Consider the following 11636-nt stretch of genomic DNA (forward strand, 5'->3'; position numbering starts at 1 on the left):
GGTGACGGCACCCATGACCGCCCCGCACGCACCACTGACCGGCGAGCAACTGGTCCGCCGCCGGGCCGGGTTCGACCGCCCGGGCTTCTCCGGCCCGACCCGGCAGCGCCGCGTCCCACCGGTGGCCGCCGAATTCCTCAGCCGGCAGCCGATGGTCGTGCTCGGTGCGGCCGACCCGGCCGGACGGCTCTGGGCCGGGCTGCTCACCGGCCGTCCCGGCTTCCTGCAAGCCGAGTCCGACCCCGCCGGCGAGGTGGACGCGATCGCCATCGCCGCCCGCCCCGCCGACGGCGATCCGCTGGCCGCCGTCCTGGCGGCGCCCGCCCGGGTCGGCGGAATCGCCCTGGAGCCCGCCACCCGCCGCCGCGCCCGCCTCAACGGGCCCTGTACGCCTGTTGGTTCGGGCGGGCTGCGGATCGAACTGGAGCAGTTCTTCGGCAACTGCCCCAAGTACATCCAGTCCCGCGAGCTACTGCCGGCACCGGATCGTCCGTCACTCCGGCCAGCTTCCACCAGCAGCCATCTGACGGATCATCACCAGGAGCTCATCAGCACTGCCGACACCTTCTTCCTCACCACCGCCGACGGTTCGGGCAGTCCGGACACCTCGCACCGGGGCGGCAACCCGGGGTTCGTCGAGGTCCTGGGACCGAACCGGCTCCGCTGGCCGGACTATTCGGGCAACGCGATGTTCGCCACCCTCGGAAACCTGGCGGAGAACCCGGCCGCCGGGCTGCTCTTCCTGGACTGGCGGGACGGCTCCGTGCTCCAGCTCACCGGCACCGCCCGCACCGACTGGGACCCCGAGCACGCCGCCCGGGTGCCGGGCGCGCAGCGGCTGGTGGAGTTCGAACTGACCGAGGCGGTAGGGCGGTCGGCGGCCGTACCGCTGCGCTGGGGCGAGCCGGCGTACTCGCCGTTCAACCCCTGAGCCCCGCCCCACCGTTAATGCTTTGCCCTCGCCCGCCGGGCCCGCCTAGCCTGGCCGCATGACCTCGCTCCGTGCTTGCCACCGACTGATGCCCCGCCCCGCGGGGTAGCAGCTGACGGATGCCCAGAGCCGTCCGAGGCCCCGCCACCACGGGGCCTCGTCGCGTTTTCGCGTTCCGCTCGCGGCCCCGGTTCTCCCCGGGAGCGTTCCTGATGACCGACCGCCGCAGCTACCTCACCACCACCCTCCCCTACGTCAACGCCCGCCCGCACCTGGGCTTCGCGCTGGAGCTCGTCCAGGCCGACGTGCTGGCCCGCCACCGCCGCTCGCGCGGCGAGCAGGTGCGGCTGCTCGGCGGCACGGACGAGAACTCGCTGAAGAACGTGCTCGCCGCCGCTGCCGCCGGGGTGCCGGTGGCCGACCTGGTCGCGCGCAACGCGGCCGCCTTCGAGGCCCTGGCCCTGCCCCTGGAAGTCGACCTGGACGACTTCCTGCGCACCAGCCGCGACCCGCGCCACGCCCCGGGCGTCGCGGAGCTCTGGCGCCGCTGCGCCGCGGCCGGCGACCTCTACCCGCGGGACTACCGCGGCCGCTACTGCGTGGGCTGCGAGCAGTTCTACCAGCCGGCCGAACTGCCCGACGGCCGCTGCCCGGAACACGGCACCGAGCCGGAGACGGTGGCCGAGCGCAACTGGTTCTTCCGGCTCTCCCGGCACACCGAACGGCTGCGCGCCGAGATCACCGAGGGCCGGCTGCGGATCGACCCGCCGGCCCGGCGCAACGAAGTGCTCGCGCTGCTGGACGTCGGCCTACCCGACTTCTCGGTCTCGCGCTCCCGGGAGCGGGCCCGCGGCTGGGGCATCCCGGTGCCCGGCGACGACTCCCAGGTGGTCTACGTCTGGTGGGACGGTCTGGCCGGCTACCTCACCGCCCTCGGCCTGGACTCCCCCGGCTTCGAGCGCTGGTGGCGCGGCAGCGACCGGCGCACCCAGTTCTGCGGAAAGGGGGTGCTGCGGTTCCACGCCGTCTACTGGCCGGCCATCCTGCTCTCGGCCGGGCTGCCGCTGCCCACCGAGGTGGTGGTGCACGACTACCTGACGGTGGAGGGGCGGAAGATCAGCAAGTCGGCCGGCGCCCCCACCCACCTCGCCGTCCTGTTGCACGCCTGCCGAACCCTCGCCGGGGAGTTGGCGCCGTTCCTCCCTGGTGCGGCTGGCCGGGTGCGCACCCAGTGCACCCCGGGTCCCGATGGGCGGGTGCCCGTGCCCGGTACGCTCTTCCCCCGGCTCTACGATCAGGCCGCATGAGGATCGAATCGATGCGGCCCGAGCACAGCAAGCAGGTGCTCGCGATCTACCGCCTCGGAATCGCCGGGGGAAACGCCACCTTCGAGACGGCGGCACCGACTTGGGCCAAGTTCAACGCCAGCCGGCTGCCCGGGCACCGGCTCGTCGCGCTGGGGTCGGAGGGCGGGGAGACGGACGGGAGGACCGATCAGGTGCTCGGCTGGGCCGCCGTCTCCCGGGTCTCCGACCGTGCGGCCTATGCGGGCGTGGTGGAGCACTCCGTCTACGTGCACCCCGACGCCCAGGGCCACGGCGTCGGGTTCGCGCTGCTCACCGCGCTGCTGGAGTCGACGGAGGCGGGGGGCATCTGGACCGTGCAGTCCGGCATCTTCCCCGAGAACACCGCGAGCCTGGCCCTGCACCAGCGGGCCGGGTTCCGGGTGATCGGTACCCGGGAGCGGATCGGCCGGCTCAACGGCGAGTGGCGCAACGTGGTGCTGGTGGAGCGGCGCAGCCCGGTGGTCATCTGAGGTCCGCTCGAGGCGCCGGCCGATGTGACCGATGTGACCGAGTCGATGTTGTGGGCGCGCGGCACGGCTGAGGACACTTGACGGTGTGAACGATCACCGACCGTACGCAGCCGCCACTCCCGCCCGCCCCGCCGCGCTCGCCTTCGCCGAGGCGCTGCTCGACCCGGGCAGCTTCCGCAGCTGGGACACCCCGGTGACCGACCCGGACCCCGGCCCCGACTACGCCGCCGACCTCGCCCGCGCCCGGGCCCGCAGCGGCGCCGACGAGGCGGCGCTCACCGGGGAGGGCCGGCTCGACGGCCACCGGGTGGCGCTGCTGCTGAGCGAGTTCGCCTTCCTCGGCGGGTCGATCGGCACGGCGACGGCCGCCCGCCTGCTCGCCGCCGTGGAACGGGCGACGGCTGAGCGTCTGCCGTTGCTCGCCTTCCCCGCCTCGGGCGGCACCCGGATGCAGGAGGGCACGCCCGCGTTCGTCCGGATGATCGCCATCGCCAACGCGGTCACCGCCCACAAGGCCGCCGGCCTGCCGTACCTGGTGCACCTGCGCCACCCGACGACGGGCGGGGTGTTCGCGTCCTGGGGTTCGCTGGGCCAGCTCACGACTGCCGAGCCGGAGGCGCTGATCGGCTTCCTGGGGCCGCGGGTGTACGAGGCGCTGTACGGGAAGCCGTTCCCGGAGGGCGTGCAGCGGGCGGAGCACCTGGAGCAGTTCGGCACGGTGGACGCGGTGCTGCGGGGTGCGGAACTGCGCGAGCGGTGGGCGGCGGCACTGGGGATCCTGGCGATGCCGGATGCGCACGAGACGTCGAGCCCGCCGACTTCCGATGCGCCCTCAGCCACCACCGTCGACACCGCCGACGTCTGGGACTCCGTCCGGATCACCCGCGAGCCCACCCGCCCCGGGCTCGCCGAGCTGCTGGCCCGCGCCGAGCAGGCCGTCCCGCTCTCCGGCAGCGGCGCCGGCGAGCGGGACGAGGCACTGCGGCTCGCCCTCGCCCGGTTCCACGGCGTCTCCTGCGTGGTGATCGGCCACGACCGCGCCGCCGCCGCGCTGCACGGCCCCGTCGGCCCCGGCGGCCTGCGCACCGCCCGCCGCGGCATGCGGCTGGCGGCGGAGCTGCGGCTTCCCGTGCTCACCGTCATCGACACCCACGGCGCGGAGCTGAGTCCCGCCGCCGAGGAGGGCGCGCTGGCCGGTGAGATCGCCCGCTGCGTCGCCGAGCTGAGCACCCTTCCGGTCCCGGTGGTGAGCCTGCTCCTCGGCGAGGGCGCGGGCGGCGCGGCGCTCGCCCTGCTCCCGGCCGACCGCGCCCTCGCCACCCAGCACGCCTGGCTCTCGCCCCTCCCCCCGGAGGGCGCCTCGGTGATCCTGCACCGCACCCCGGACCACGCCCCGCGGCTCGCCGCCCAGCAGCGGATCGGCGCACCGGAGCTGCTGCGGGAGGGCGTGGTCGACCGGATCGTGGCGGAGACGCCGGACCTCCTCGGGCCCGTCCTGGCCGCCGTGGCCGCGGAACTCACCCACGCGGCCGCCCTCACACCCCCGACGCCGCGGATCGTGCGCTTCCACGGGTTGGGGGGCTGAGGGAGGCGGGCGGCGAGGCCCCGGCGGCGGGGAGGCGCAGGGACGCCGGGAACGGGCGCCGGGGCCCTCAGCCTGGCCCCCTCAGCCCGGCCCCCTCAGCGCGTGCCAGGCCGCCCCCGTCTCCCGCCGCACCGGGGCGAGCGGCCCCACCGCATCCCCGTCCACCCATCCCTCGGCCACTACCACCGCACCCCCGTGCCGCAGCGCCCCCGCCAGTGCCCGCAACCCCGACGCCGCCTCCGCCACCTCGCCCGGCGTCGGCGGAGTCCCCCCGTGGTGCGTCTGCACCACCGCCGCCGTCACCGCGTCGATCGCCCGCTCGACCGCGACCAGCAGCGGCCACCACGCCGCGGCCCGCGCGCCCATCGGCGGCGGCTCCCCCAACGCACGCTGGAACTCCACGCGCATCCCGGCCAGGTCGCGGTAGAGGCGGCGGCGCAGGCGCGCCCGGGCCGCCGCCGAGACCTCGCCCGAGGTCCCGAAGGCGCACTCCAGGTACCGTGCCGCGTCGTCCACCGCGTCCGCGAGGCGGGCGCCGACCCGGGAGTGCCAGCTCTCCGGCCAGAGCGCGTAGCCCACCACCAGCACGATCGCGCAGCCGATCAGGCTGTCCACCAGCCGCGGCACCAGCAGGTGCACGCCCTGGTGGCTGAGCAGGTCGGAGAACATCAGGATCAGCGGCGTGATCACCGCCGTCTGCAACCCGTAGCTGCGCCGCGAGACCACGACCAGCAGCGCCGCGAGCACCGCCACCACCGGCACCTCCCACCAGCCGCGCGGCACCGCCTGCAGGATCAGCGCCGCGAAGACCAGCCCGACCGCCGTGCCCAGTGCGCGCAGCACCGCCCGTGAGAAGACGGAGCCGAAGTCGGGCTTCAGCACGAAGGTCACCGTCAGCGGCACCCAGTACGACCGCGGCACGCTGACCGTCGACACCAGCGCCTGCGCCACCCCCAGGCAGAGCGCAAGCCGCAGCCCGTAGCGCCAGGAGTCCGAGCAGAACAGCAGCTCCCTCGTCGCCGAGCGGAACCGGCTGCGCAGCGAGGTGGGCGCGCCGACCCGGTCGGGCACCTGGTACTCCCCCGCCAGCACCTCCCGGACGTGCACCAGCGCGCCCCGCACCGCCCGCTCGGCGGGGGCACCGCCCTCCCCCTCCGCGAGGTCGACCCCGGCCTCCCACACCCCGCCCCGCCCCACCAACACCGCGACCGACCGCACTCGCACGCTGAGTTGACGATCCGTCAGCCCGCCCGCCGCATGCACCGCGGGCGCGGCCTCGACCAGCGAGGTCAGCGCGTTGAGCAGCGCGATCAGCCTCGCCATCCCATGGCTGCGGCCGGGGACCAGGGCGCGCCGCGAGAGCAGCAGGTCGTAGGCGTGGTCAAGGGTGGCGGTGACCCGGACCCGGGCGGCGGCCCACTGCTCCGGGCCGCTGCCCGCCGCGTCGAGCAGGTCGGCGGTGGCGAGGTAGGCGCTCTGGACGGCGGCGCGCTCGGGGACCCGGGAGCGGGCCGGCCAGGCGATCAGCGCGAGCAGCAGGATCAGGCCGGCGCCGAGCAGCACCAGCGCCGGGCCGCGCCACCAGGGCGCGGGCATCGGCAGGCCGGCGCCGATCACGGCCATCAGCAGCAGGTTGAGCCCGGCGGCGGAGGAGACGGCGCCGATGCTGCTCATCATGCCCGCCGCCATGGCGAGTCCGGTGAGGACGGCGACGGCGGTCCAGCCCCGGCCGTGCACCTGCTCGCCGAGGACCAGGCCGAGGGCGGTGAAGAGCTGCGGGATCGCGATCTGGAAGACCCGCAGGCGGTAGGCGTCGGCGGTGTCGCCGAGCACCGCGCCGAGCGCGCCCATCGCGACCAGCGCCCCGCTCGCGCTCTGCCCGGTGGCGGTGCCGACGGCGATCGGCAGCGCCATGCCCACGGCGGCCCGGGCAGCGGCGGCCCTGGGCACGGGCGTGGGCTGGGTGCGCAGGGTGCTCAGCAGCCAGGCGGGCGGCGCCAGGCGCGACGGGCGGTTCGCGGTACTCATCCGCTGATCCTCGCCCGGCCTCGCGCCGGCCTCCGGCAGCACACGCGATTGAACGATCCATTCAAAATATTTCGTTGACAACAAGCTGACGCGCAGTCAGTCTGGTGGCCATGCCTACCGAGACCGAGAACCCCTTCGCCGCCCCCGACCCCGAGCGGGAGCGGGTCCGCCGGGCGCCCGCCGCCCTCTTCCGGATCGCCGAGCGGCACGCCGCCACCGACTCCCAGCGCGCCCGCCAGGTCAACCCCGTGCTGCCCGCACCGCACGAGGCGGTGCGGCTGGTCGGCTTCCTGCTCAGCGGCGCGGCGCTGCCGGAGGACGGCGAGGCGCCGGTCGACCGTGACGACGTGCTGGCCGCCCTCACCCTGCTCCCCCTGGTCCGCGCCGAGCTGGACGAGTTGGAGAGCAGCCTGCTGCAGATGGCCCGCGGGCGCGGCCTGACCTGGCAGGACATCGCCTTCGGCCTCGGCCTCGGCACCCCGCAGGCCGCCCGCCAGCGCGCGGAGCGGCTGGCGGAGCGGGTCGCGACGGGCGACGGGGACTGAGTCACAGGGCCGGGGGCCCGGATTCGGGCCCCCGGCCGGCTCACCGTGTGCCCGGTCGCCGACGATCCGGTCGGGCTGGGGGCGGCGGGGGTCAGCCTCCCCTCCCGCAGCAGCCGCGGGACGGCGAACTCGTACGCCCCGATCTCCGTGGGCAGCGTGCCGAGCGCGACGGCGTCGCAGATCACGGTGTGCCGAGTGACGGCTCCCGCGTGCCGGACGCCGTCGGAGCACCCCAGCGGCGGCCGCCGGCGGCGTGCCCAGAGGTGAACGGGGTAATCGCTAGGCATGAGAGCTTTTCGAAAGCCCGGCCGCCCCGCTCCCGGCGCCTCGCGGGCCGGACCGCTCGACCCCGGGCTCCCGCAGCCTGGTCCCGGCCTCCCGACCCCGACGGGCCGGGCCGCAGAAGAAGACCTGGCCGCGCCGGAAGGCCTGGCCGAGGAGCTCGCCGAGCTGGTCGAAGGCGCCGAGCAACCGGCCCCCGACCGGGGCGGTACCGAGCGCCGTGGCGACCGCGGGCGCGGCCGGCGACTGGTGATCCAGGGCGCACGCCGCCTCGGCAACGGCGGGCGGGCCGCCACCCGGGGCGCGGCGCTCGGCGGCAAGGCCCTCACCGAACGCCTGGTCCGGACGGCCCCGCGGATCCCGGTGCGCGACCTCGCGACCCTGCGCAGCCAGCACCCCGGGGCCGCCGACCCCGAGCAGCTGGCCGACCTCCTGGCCGCCGGTGCCGTCCGGGCCTCCGGCGCGCTGGGTGCGGGAATCGGAGCGGCGGCGATGCTGCCGGTGCCGCCCGCGATGCCGTTCGAGATCGCGGCCGAGACACTCGCCGTGGCCGCCGTGGAGATCAAGCTGATCGCCGAACTGCACGAGGTCTACGGCGTCCCGGCGCAGGGCAACCGCTCCCGGCGGGCCGGGGCCTACCTGGGCGCCTGGGCCCACCGGCGCGGGATCGACGCCGCCATGTTGACCAGTCCGCCCGGCTTCGCGACCTTCGCGCTGAGCGCCGAGGTTCGCCGGAAGGTCCGCCGCCGCCTCACCCACAGCTGGATCCGCCGGCTGCCCTCGCTGACCCCGCTGCTGCTGGGTGCGGGCATCGGCGCGACGCTGAACCGGCGCGACACCCGCCGCCTGGCCGGCCAGGTCCGCGCCGACCTGCGCTCGCGACGGCCGGCGCACCCCGCCTACTGGACCGCCGCCCGCACCGGCGCCACCAGCCCGGGAGACTGACCACCGACGGGCCCGGCCCACACCGAATCCCGGATCGGAGGTTTCCGGAGCCGCGCCGGGGTCACACGCGAGGACATGGGAAGCTATGTCATCACCGTTCCGGGAACCGTCCGCCAGCCGCTCGATGAGACCGCCCGCCGCGCCCTGCTGCGCGTGGTGCACGGTGCCGATCCGGAGGAGGCCGGCAGTGAGGTGCCCGACCTCGACGTCCTGACCCTGGACGAACCGGAGGGGACGTTCGTGCTGCGCCTGGAGGTCGAGGCCCGGGACCGGACCGAGGCCGGCGAGGCAGCCGTCGGCCTGGCAGGGCGGGCCTTCGCCGCGGCCGGGTACGGAGCAGAGGCGGTGAGCATCGGCACGCCGGCTGTCACCGGCATCGACGTCGGCTGAGGCTGACGCCGAGCCGCCCCCGCCGCGAGCGTCGGCTCGCGGCGGGGGCGGCTGCGTGTCCGGTGCCTCCCGGTTCGCAGGAAGGCGGTCAGTCCGCGCGCCGCAGCCAGCCGGCTACGGCGTGGCCGACCGCTAGGTAGACGACGGCCGGGATGCCGTAGTTGAGCAGGGTGCGGAGCCAGCCCTGCGAGGGAGTGAAGAGGTCGCGCGCCCACGTGGACAGCCAATCGGCCGCCTGGCGCACCGCGTGGGCGAAGTCGTTGGATGGGTTGGCGTCCAGCAGGTAGAGGACGATCCAGAGCCCCAGGACGCCCGCGAGGACGTCGGCGACGAGCATGACTGTGCGGGCCGCGCCCGCTCCTCGGTATCTGCCACTCATGACGGCCGTGTAGCCGGGATCGGCGACGGCAAACCGACCGATCGCCAACCACCGGTCTTCCCGGGCGGCTTGACGGCGCCGGGGCGATCCATCGGCGTTCGTGCCGACAACTTGGCGACGGTGTCGACAGCCCGTCCTGATGTGCGTACTAGGCGGCGACGCCGCGCACCACGAACTGCGCGATGCAGGAGCCGGATTCGGCGACGGCGACGGCGCGGGTGATGCGGAGGACGTGGTAGGGGAGGCAGCAGTCGCCGATGGCGGCGACCCGGATCCAGCGGAGTCCCAGCAGGTCCGGGCCGGCGAGTTCCTGGGGCTGCGCGAGGGCGGCGTGCTCGGTGGTCAGGCGGTGGGCGAAGACGAAGGTGTAGCCCTCGCTCGCCTCCGGGTGCATGCGGGCCGGGGAGTAGTCGACCAGCGCCAGGTCGGTGCCGTCGATCGGGACGGTGATGCCGAGTTGCAGGCGGACGATCCGGCGGACGGCCTCCAGAGCCGGTTCGTTGGGAGCACAGTGGCCGCCGGGGAGCCAACCGCAGGGACGGTGCAGCATGTTGAGGAGGAGGACCCGGTCGTCCTCGGGGTGCAGGAGCACGGCTTGGGCGCCGATCCGGCGCTTGGGCGGGTTGGTGTAGGGCGAACGGTCCATGGTGGTCACGTCCGTTCGGCGGGGTCGGTGGTGGGGGTGGCGGCAGCGGGCGAGGTTGTGGCGGCGTCGGGCTGCCAGCCGTCCGCCTCCTCCGCCGCGACGAGGCGGGCGGCCACCCGGCCGGCGACCCCGGACCACCGGGTGCGGCGCCCGTCCATGCCGGCGAGGACGCGGGAGGCGTTGCCGTTGGGGACCCTGGGGGACTTGGAACTGGACATGGTTCTCCCTTGTCGGGGTGGGGTTCAGCCGGTGGCGAGTCGGCTAGCGAGGCAGCGGAGACAGCGGCAGTCGGGCCACTCGGGGACGGTGATGCGGAGGTCGAAGGTGGAGCACTGGATGGTGAGGGAGCTGAGGAGGTCGCGGCCGCCGTTGGCGGTGGGGCGGTAGATGGTGAGGGTCATCAGGCTCGGGCGGGAGCGGCGGGGGGACACGGGGGCGTCACCTCCCGGCGCAGATGGGGCAGCTGGGCCAGCCGAGCGGACAGGGGAGCTGGCCGGAAGGCTGGCCGCGGATCTTGAATCGGATTCCCAACAGACCTCATCCCCAATGGAAGTAGGCGTTTGGCAGACAAACCACGGCAAGTAGGCCGAAAATGAGACCATCGGCTGCGTTCGGTAGCGAGGACGCTACGTTCAGGAACTACGATCGCCATCAGGTCGAGCTCATGCAACTTTCGGCAAGGGCTTAGGTGAGTTGAGGAACCGCCATGAATCTCAAGACACTCAACCCGACGGTGAGTGCGGCCGCCGCCTTCGGTGACCAACTCCGCAAGTCACGGATCGAGATGGGGCTGCCCCAGGAGCAGTTGGGCGCTCTGCTGGGCTGCACCGGGTCCCACATCTCGGGCCTGGAAACGGCCGTCAAGTCACCTGGACGGGAGTTCGCAGAGAAGCTGGATCGCTTGTTCGGTACGGGACTTATGTTCCAAATCCTCCGCCGTGCCATCTCGGAGGGCGTCTTCATGGACGGCTTCGCGGCGCTGTGCGCGGAGGAGTCGAATGCCCGTCAGATCCGCCAGTTCGACGTCGGTGTGATTCCAGGCTTGTTCCAGACCCTCCGCTACGCACAAACGCTCGCTATGACACACGTGCAGGCCGGGACAATCACAGAGGCTCAAGCCCGGGAGCGCGTCAGCTTCCTCGAAGCCCGTCAACGTCGGCTGATCCACAACTCCTCCAGCCCCATGCACTACGCGGTTCTAGAGGAAAGCTGCCTCCGCCGAGTTGTCGGTGGCGCCGAGGTGATGTTGGAACAGTTGGACCACTTGGAGAAGCTGAGCGCCCGTCCCAGGATCACGCTCCAGGCCGTGACCTTCGCCATGGGCGATCTTCGACCCTTCAACGGCCCGATCGTGCTGGTGACCATGAAGGACAGGAGCCTGGTCGGCTACGCCGAATCGGCGGCTCGTGGGTACCTGGAGCGTGATTCCGACCTTCTGGCTTCCTGGGAACTGGCATACGATCAGTTGCAGGCGGGCGCACTGAGCCCGGCTCAGATGCTGGACCTGATCAAGGCCATTCGAAAGGATCTCCAATGACCAACCTGGCCGCCGCTGCGTGGGTCAAGTCGAGCTACAGCGACCACGGCGGGAACTGCGTCGAGGTCGCCCCTGGCTACCCGAGCCTGCTGCCCGTCCGAGACTCCAAGAACCCTGAGGGCCCGGTCCTCGTCTTCACAGCGGAGTCGTTCTCGACCTTCCTGGCCTCCGTCAAAGTCGGTTCCTTCAACGCTCTCTGAGGGAACAACAATAGCCAGGCCCCAGTCGGAAATCGATCCGCTGGGGCTTCGTGGTCCGAAGGGAACCAGAGCCGTGAACTCCTCGTCCCACACCCACTGGCGCAAGAGCAGCTACAGCCAGAACGGCGGCAACTGCATCGAGGTCGCCACCCCCTCCCCCGCCGCCACCATCCCCCTCCGCGACTCCAAGGACCCCACCGGCCCGACCCTCCTCCTCCCCGCCTCCTCCTTCTCCACCTTCATCGCCTCCCTCAAGACCGGCCACGACCTCCGCTGATCGACCGCTCTCCGCACGCCGGCCGCGCACGCTCCGACGGGCCGGGTCCCCGGGTCCCGGGGTTCCTGGGCAGAG

The 11636-nt window shown here is 73.7% G+C and carries 15 protein-coding genes; 10 read left to right on the forward strand and 5 right to left on the reverse strand.

From position 1 onward, the window contains the following. Position 1 precedes the first annotated feature (1 nt). The 4 genes from ACFYNO_RS19010 to ACFYNO_RS19025 all read left to right on the forward strand — a co-directional run bounded on the left by ACFYNO_RS19010 (position 2) and on the right by ACFYNO_RS19025 (position 4332). Positions 2 to 931 carry a pyridoxamine 5'-phosphate oxidase family protein gene (locus ACFYNO_RS19010; protein ID WP_388013078.1) on the forward strand — a complete coding sequence of 310 codons (930 nt, stop codon included), beginning with the start codon at positions 2 to 4 and terminating at the stop codon, positions 929 to 931. Positions 932 to 1143: 212 nt separating this feature from the next. Then, positions 1144 to 2238 (forward strand): methionine--tRNA ligase, encoded by a 1095-nt coding sequence (locus ACFYNO_RS19015; RefSeq protein ID WP_388013081.1) that lies wholly within the window; start codon positions 1144 to 1146, stop codon positions 2236 to 2238. Next, positions 2235 to 2747 carry a GNAT family N-acetyltransferase gene (locus ACFYNO_RS19020; RefSeq protein ID WP_388013084.1) on the forward strand — a complete coding sequence of 171 codons (513 nt, stop codon included), beginning with the start codon at positions 2235 to 2237 and terminating at the stop codon, positions 2745 to 2747. Before ACFYNO_RS19015 ends, ACFYNO_RS19020 begins: the two co-directional genes overlap by 4 nt. An 85-nt stretch (positions 2748 to 2832) precedes the next feature. Continuing rightward, positions 2833 to 4332 carry a carboxyl transferase domain-containing protein gene (locus tag ACFYNO_RS19025; RefSeq protein ID WP_388013087.1) on the forward strand — a complete coding sequence of 500 codons (1500 nt, stop codon included), beginning with the start codon at positions 2833 to 2835 and terminating at the stop codon, positions 4330 to 4332. A gap of 81 nt (positions 4333 to 4413) precedes the next feature. Here the strand turns inward: ACFYNO_RS19025 and ACFYNO_RS19030 are convergent, their stop codons facing one another. Further along, entirely contained in the window at positions 4414 to 6360 is a 1947-nt protein-coding gene (locus ACFYNO_RS19030; protein WP_388013090.1) for an FUSC family protein, read from the reverse strand. Between the two features lie 110 nt (positions 6361 to 6470). On the opposite strand from ACFYNO_RS19030, the gene ACFYNO_RS19035 reads away from it, so the two are divergent. From ACFYNO_RS19035 to ACFYNO_RS19045, 3 genes are all read left to right on the forward strand, one after another. Continuing rightward, positions 6471 to 6905 (forward strand): DNA-binding protein, encoded by a 435-nt coding sequence (locus ACFYNO_RS19035; RefSeq protein ID WP_388013093.1) that lies wholly within the window; start codon positions 6471 to 6473, stop codon positions 6903 to 6905. Positions 6906 to 7190: 285 nt separating this feature from the next. Further along, positions 7191 to 8132 (forward strand): hypothetical protein, encoded by a 942-nt coding sequence (locus tag ACFYNO_RS19040; protein ID WP_388013096.1) that lies wholly within the window; start codon positions 7191 to 7193, stop codon positions 8130 to 8132. A gap of 75 nt (positions 8133 to 8207) precedes the next feature. Further along, the gene (locus ACFYNO_RS19045) at positions 8208 to 8522 is read left to right on the forward strand and encodes a hypothetical protein (protein WP_388013099.1); all 315 of its coding nucleotides are present in this window, start codon (positions 8208 to 8210) and stop codon (positions 8520 to 8522) included. 88 nt (positions 8523 to 8610) lie between these two features. Here the strand turns inward: ACFYNO_RS19045 and ACFYNO_RS19050 are convergent, their stop codons facing one another. The 4 genes from ACFYNO_RS19050 to ACFYNO_RS19065 all read right to left on the reverse strand — a co-directional run bounded on the left by ACFYNO_RS19050 (position 8611) and on the right by ACFYNO_RS19065 (position 9978). Continuing rightward, complete coding sequence (locus ACFYNO_RS19050; RefSeq protein ID WP_388013102.1) at positions 8611 to 8901, reverse strand: hypothetical protein; 291 nt, start codon at positions 8899 to 8901, stop codon at positions 8611 to 8613. A 148-nt stretch (positions 8902 to 9049) separates the two neighbouring features. Next, positions 9050 to 9547: an NUDIX domain-containing protein gene (locus ACFYNO_RS19055; RefSeq protein WP_388013105.1), complete on the reverse strand. Its 498-nt coding sequence runs from the start codon at positions 9545 to 9547 to the stop codon at positions 9050 to 9052. A 5-nt stretch (positions 9548 to 9552) separates the two neighbouring features. After that, entirely contained in the window at positions 9553 to 9765 is a 213-nt protein-coding gene (locus tag ACFYNO_RS19060; RefSeq protein WP_388013108.1) for a hypothetical protein, read from the reverse strand. A 24-nt stretch (positions 9766 to 9789) separates the two neighbouring features. After that, a complete protein-coding gene (locus ACFYNO_RS19065; RefSeq protein WP_388013110.1) occupies positions 9790 to 9978 on the reverse strand; it encodes a hypothetical protein in 189 nt (62 codons plus the stop codon). Between the two features lie 275 nt (positions 9979 to 10253). On the opposite strand from ACFYNO_RS19065, the gene ACFYNO_RS19070 reads away from it, so the two are divergent. The 3 genes from ACFYNO_RS19070 (at position 10254) to ACFYNO_RS19080 (ending at position 11561) form a co-directional block, all read left to right on the forward strand. After that, positions 10254 to 11084, forward strand: a complete 831-nt coding sequence (locus tag ACFYNO_RS19070; RefSeq protein ID WP_388013113.1) for a Scr1 family TA system antitoxin-like transcriptional regulator — start codon at positions 10254 to 10256, stop codon at positions 11082 to 11084. Next, positions 11081 to 11284, forward strand: coding sequence for a DUF397 domain-containing protein (locus ACFYNO_RS19075; RefSeq protein WP_388013116.1), 204 nt, complete (start codon positions 11081 to 11083; stop codon positions 11282 to 11284). The genes ACFYNO_RS19070 and ACFYNO_RS19075 overlap by 4 nt, the downstream gene beginning before the upstream one ends. Positions 11285 to 11357: 73 nt before the next feature. Continuing rightward, a complete protein-coding gene (locus tag ACFYNO_RS19080) occupies positions 11358 to 11561 on the forward strand; it encodes a DUF397 domain-containing protein (RefSeq protein ID WP_388013119.1) in 204 nt (67 codons plus the stop codon). Positions 11562 to 11636: the final 75 nt, after the last annotated feature.

It is taken from the genome of Kitasatospora sp. NPDC006697 (assembly GCF_042869935.1).
Taxonomy (GTDB): domain Bacteria; phylum Actinomycetota; class Actinomycetes; order Streptomycetales; family Streptomycetaceae; genus Kitasatospora.

Excerpts from the sequence above, each read along its gene's own strand:
- ACFYNO_RS19015 (WP_388013081.1), top strand. The coding sequence starts at position 1,144 with ATGACCGACCGCCGCAGCTACCTCACCACCACCCTCCCCTACGTCAAC.
- ACFYNO_RS19020 (WP_388013084.1), top strand. The coding sequence starts at position 2,235 with ATGAGGATCGAATCGATGCGGCCCGAGCACAGCAAGCAGGTGCTCGCG.
- ACFYNO_RS19030 (WP_388013090.1), bottom strand. The coding sequence starts at position 6,360 with ATGAGTACCGCGAACCGCCCGTCGCGCCTGGCGCCGCCCGCCTGGCTG.
- ACFYNO_RS19035 (WP_388013093.1), top strand. The coding sequence starts at position 6,471 with ATGCCTACCGAGACCGAGAACCCCTTCGCCGCCCCCGACCCCGAGCGG.
- ACFYNO_RS19040 (WP_388013096.1), top strand. The coding sequence starts at position 7,191 with ATGAGAGCTTTTCGAAAGCCCGGCCGCCCCGCTCCCGGCGCCTCGCGG.
- ACFYNO_RS19045 (WP_388013099.1), top strand. The coding sequence starts at position 8,208 with ATGGGAAGCTATGTCATCACCGTTCCGGGAACCGTCCGCCAGCCGCTC.
- ACFYNO_RS19050 (WP_388013102.1), bottom strand. The coding sequence starts at position 8,901 with ATGAGTGGCAGATACCGAGGAGCGGGCGCGGCCCGCACAGTCATGCTC.
- ACFYNO_RS19055 (WP_388013105.1), bottom strand. The coding sequence starts at position 9,547 with ATGGACCGTTCGCCCTACACCAACCCGCCCAAGCGCCGGATCGGCGCC.
- ACFYNO_RS19060 (WP_388013108.1), bottom strand. The coding sequence starts at position 9,765 with ATGTCCAGTTCCAAGTCCCCCAGGGTCCCCAACGGCAACGCCTCCCGC.
- ACFYNO_RS19070 (WP_388013113.1), top strand. The coding sequence starts at position 10,254 with ATGAATCTCAAGACACTCAACCCGACGGTGAGTGCGGCCGCCGCCTTC.
- ACFYNO_RS19075 (WP_388013116.1), top strand. The coding sequence starts at position 11,081 with ATGACCAACCTGGCCGCCGCTGCGTGGGTCAAGTCGAGCTACAGCGAC.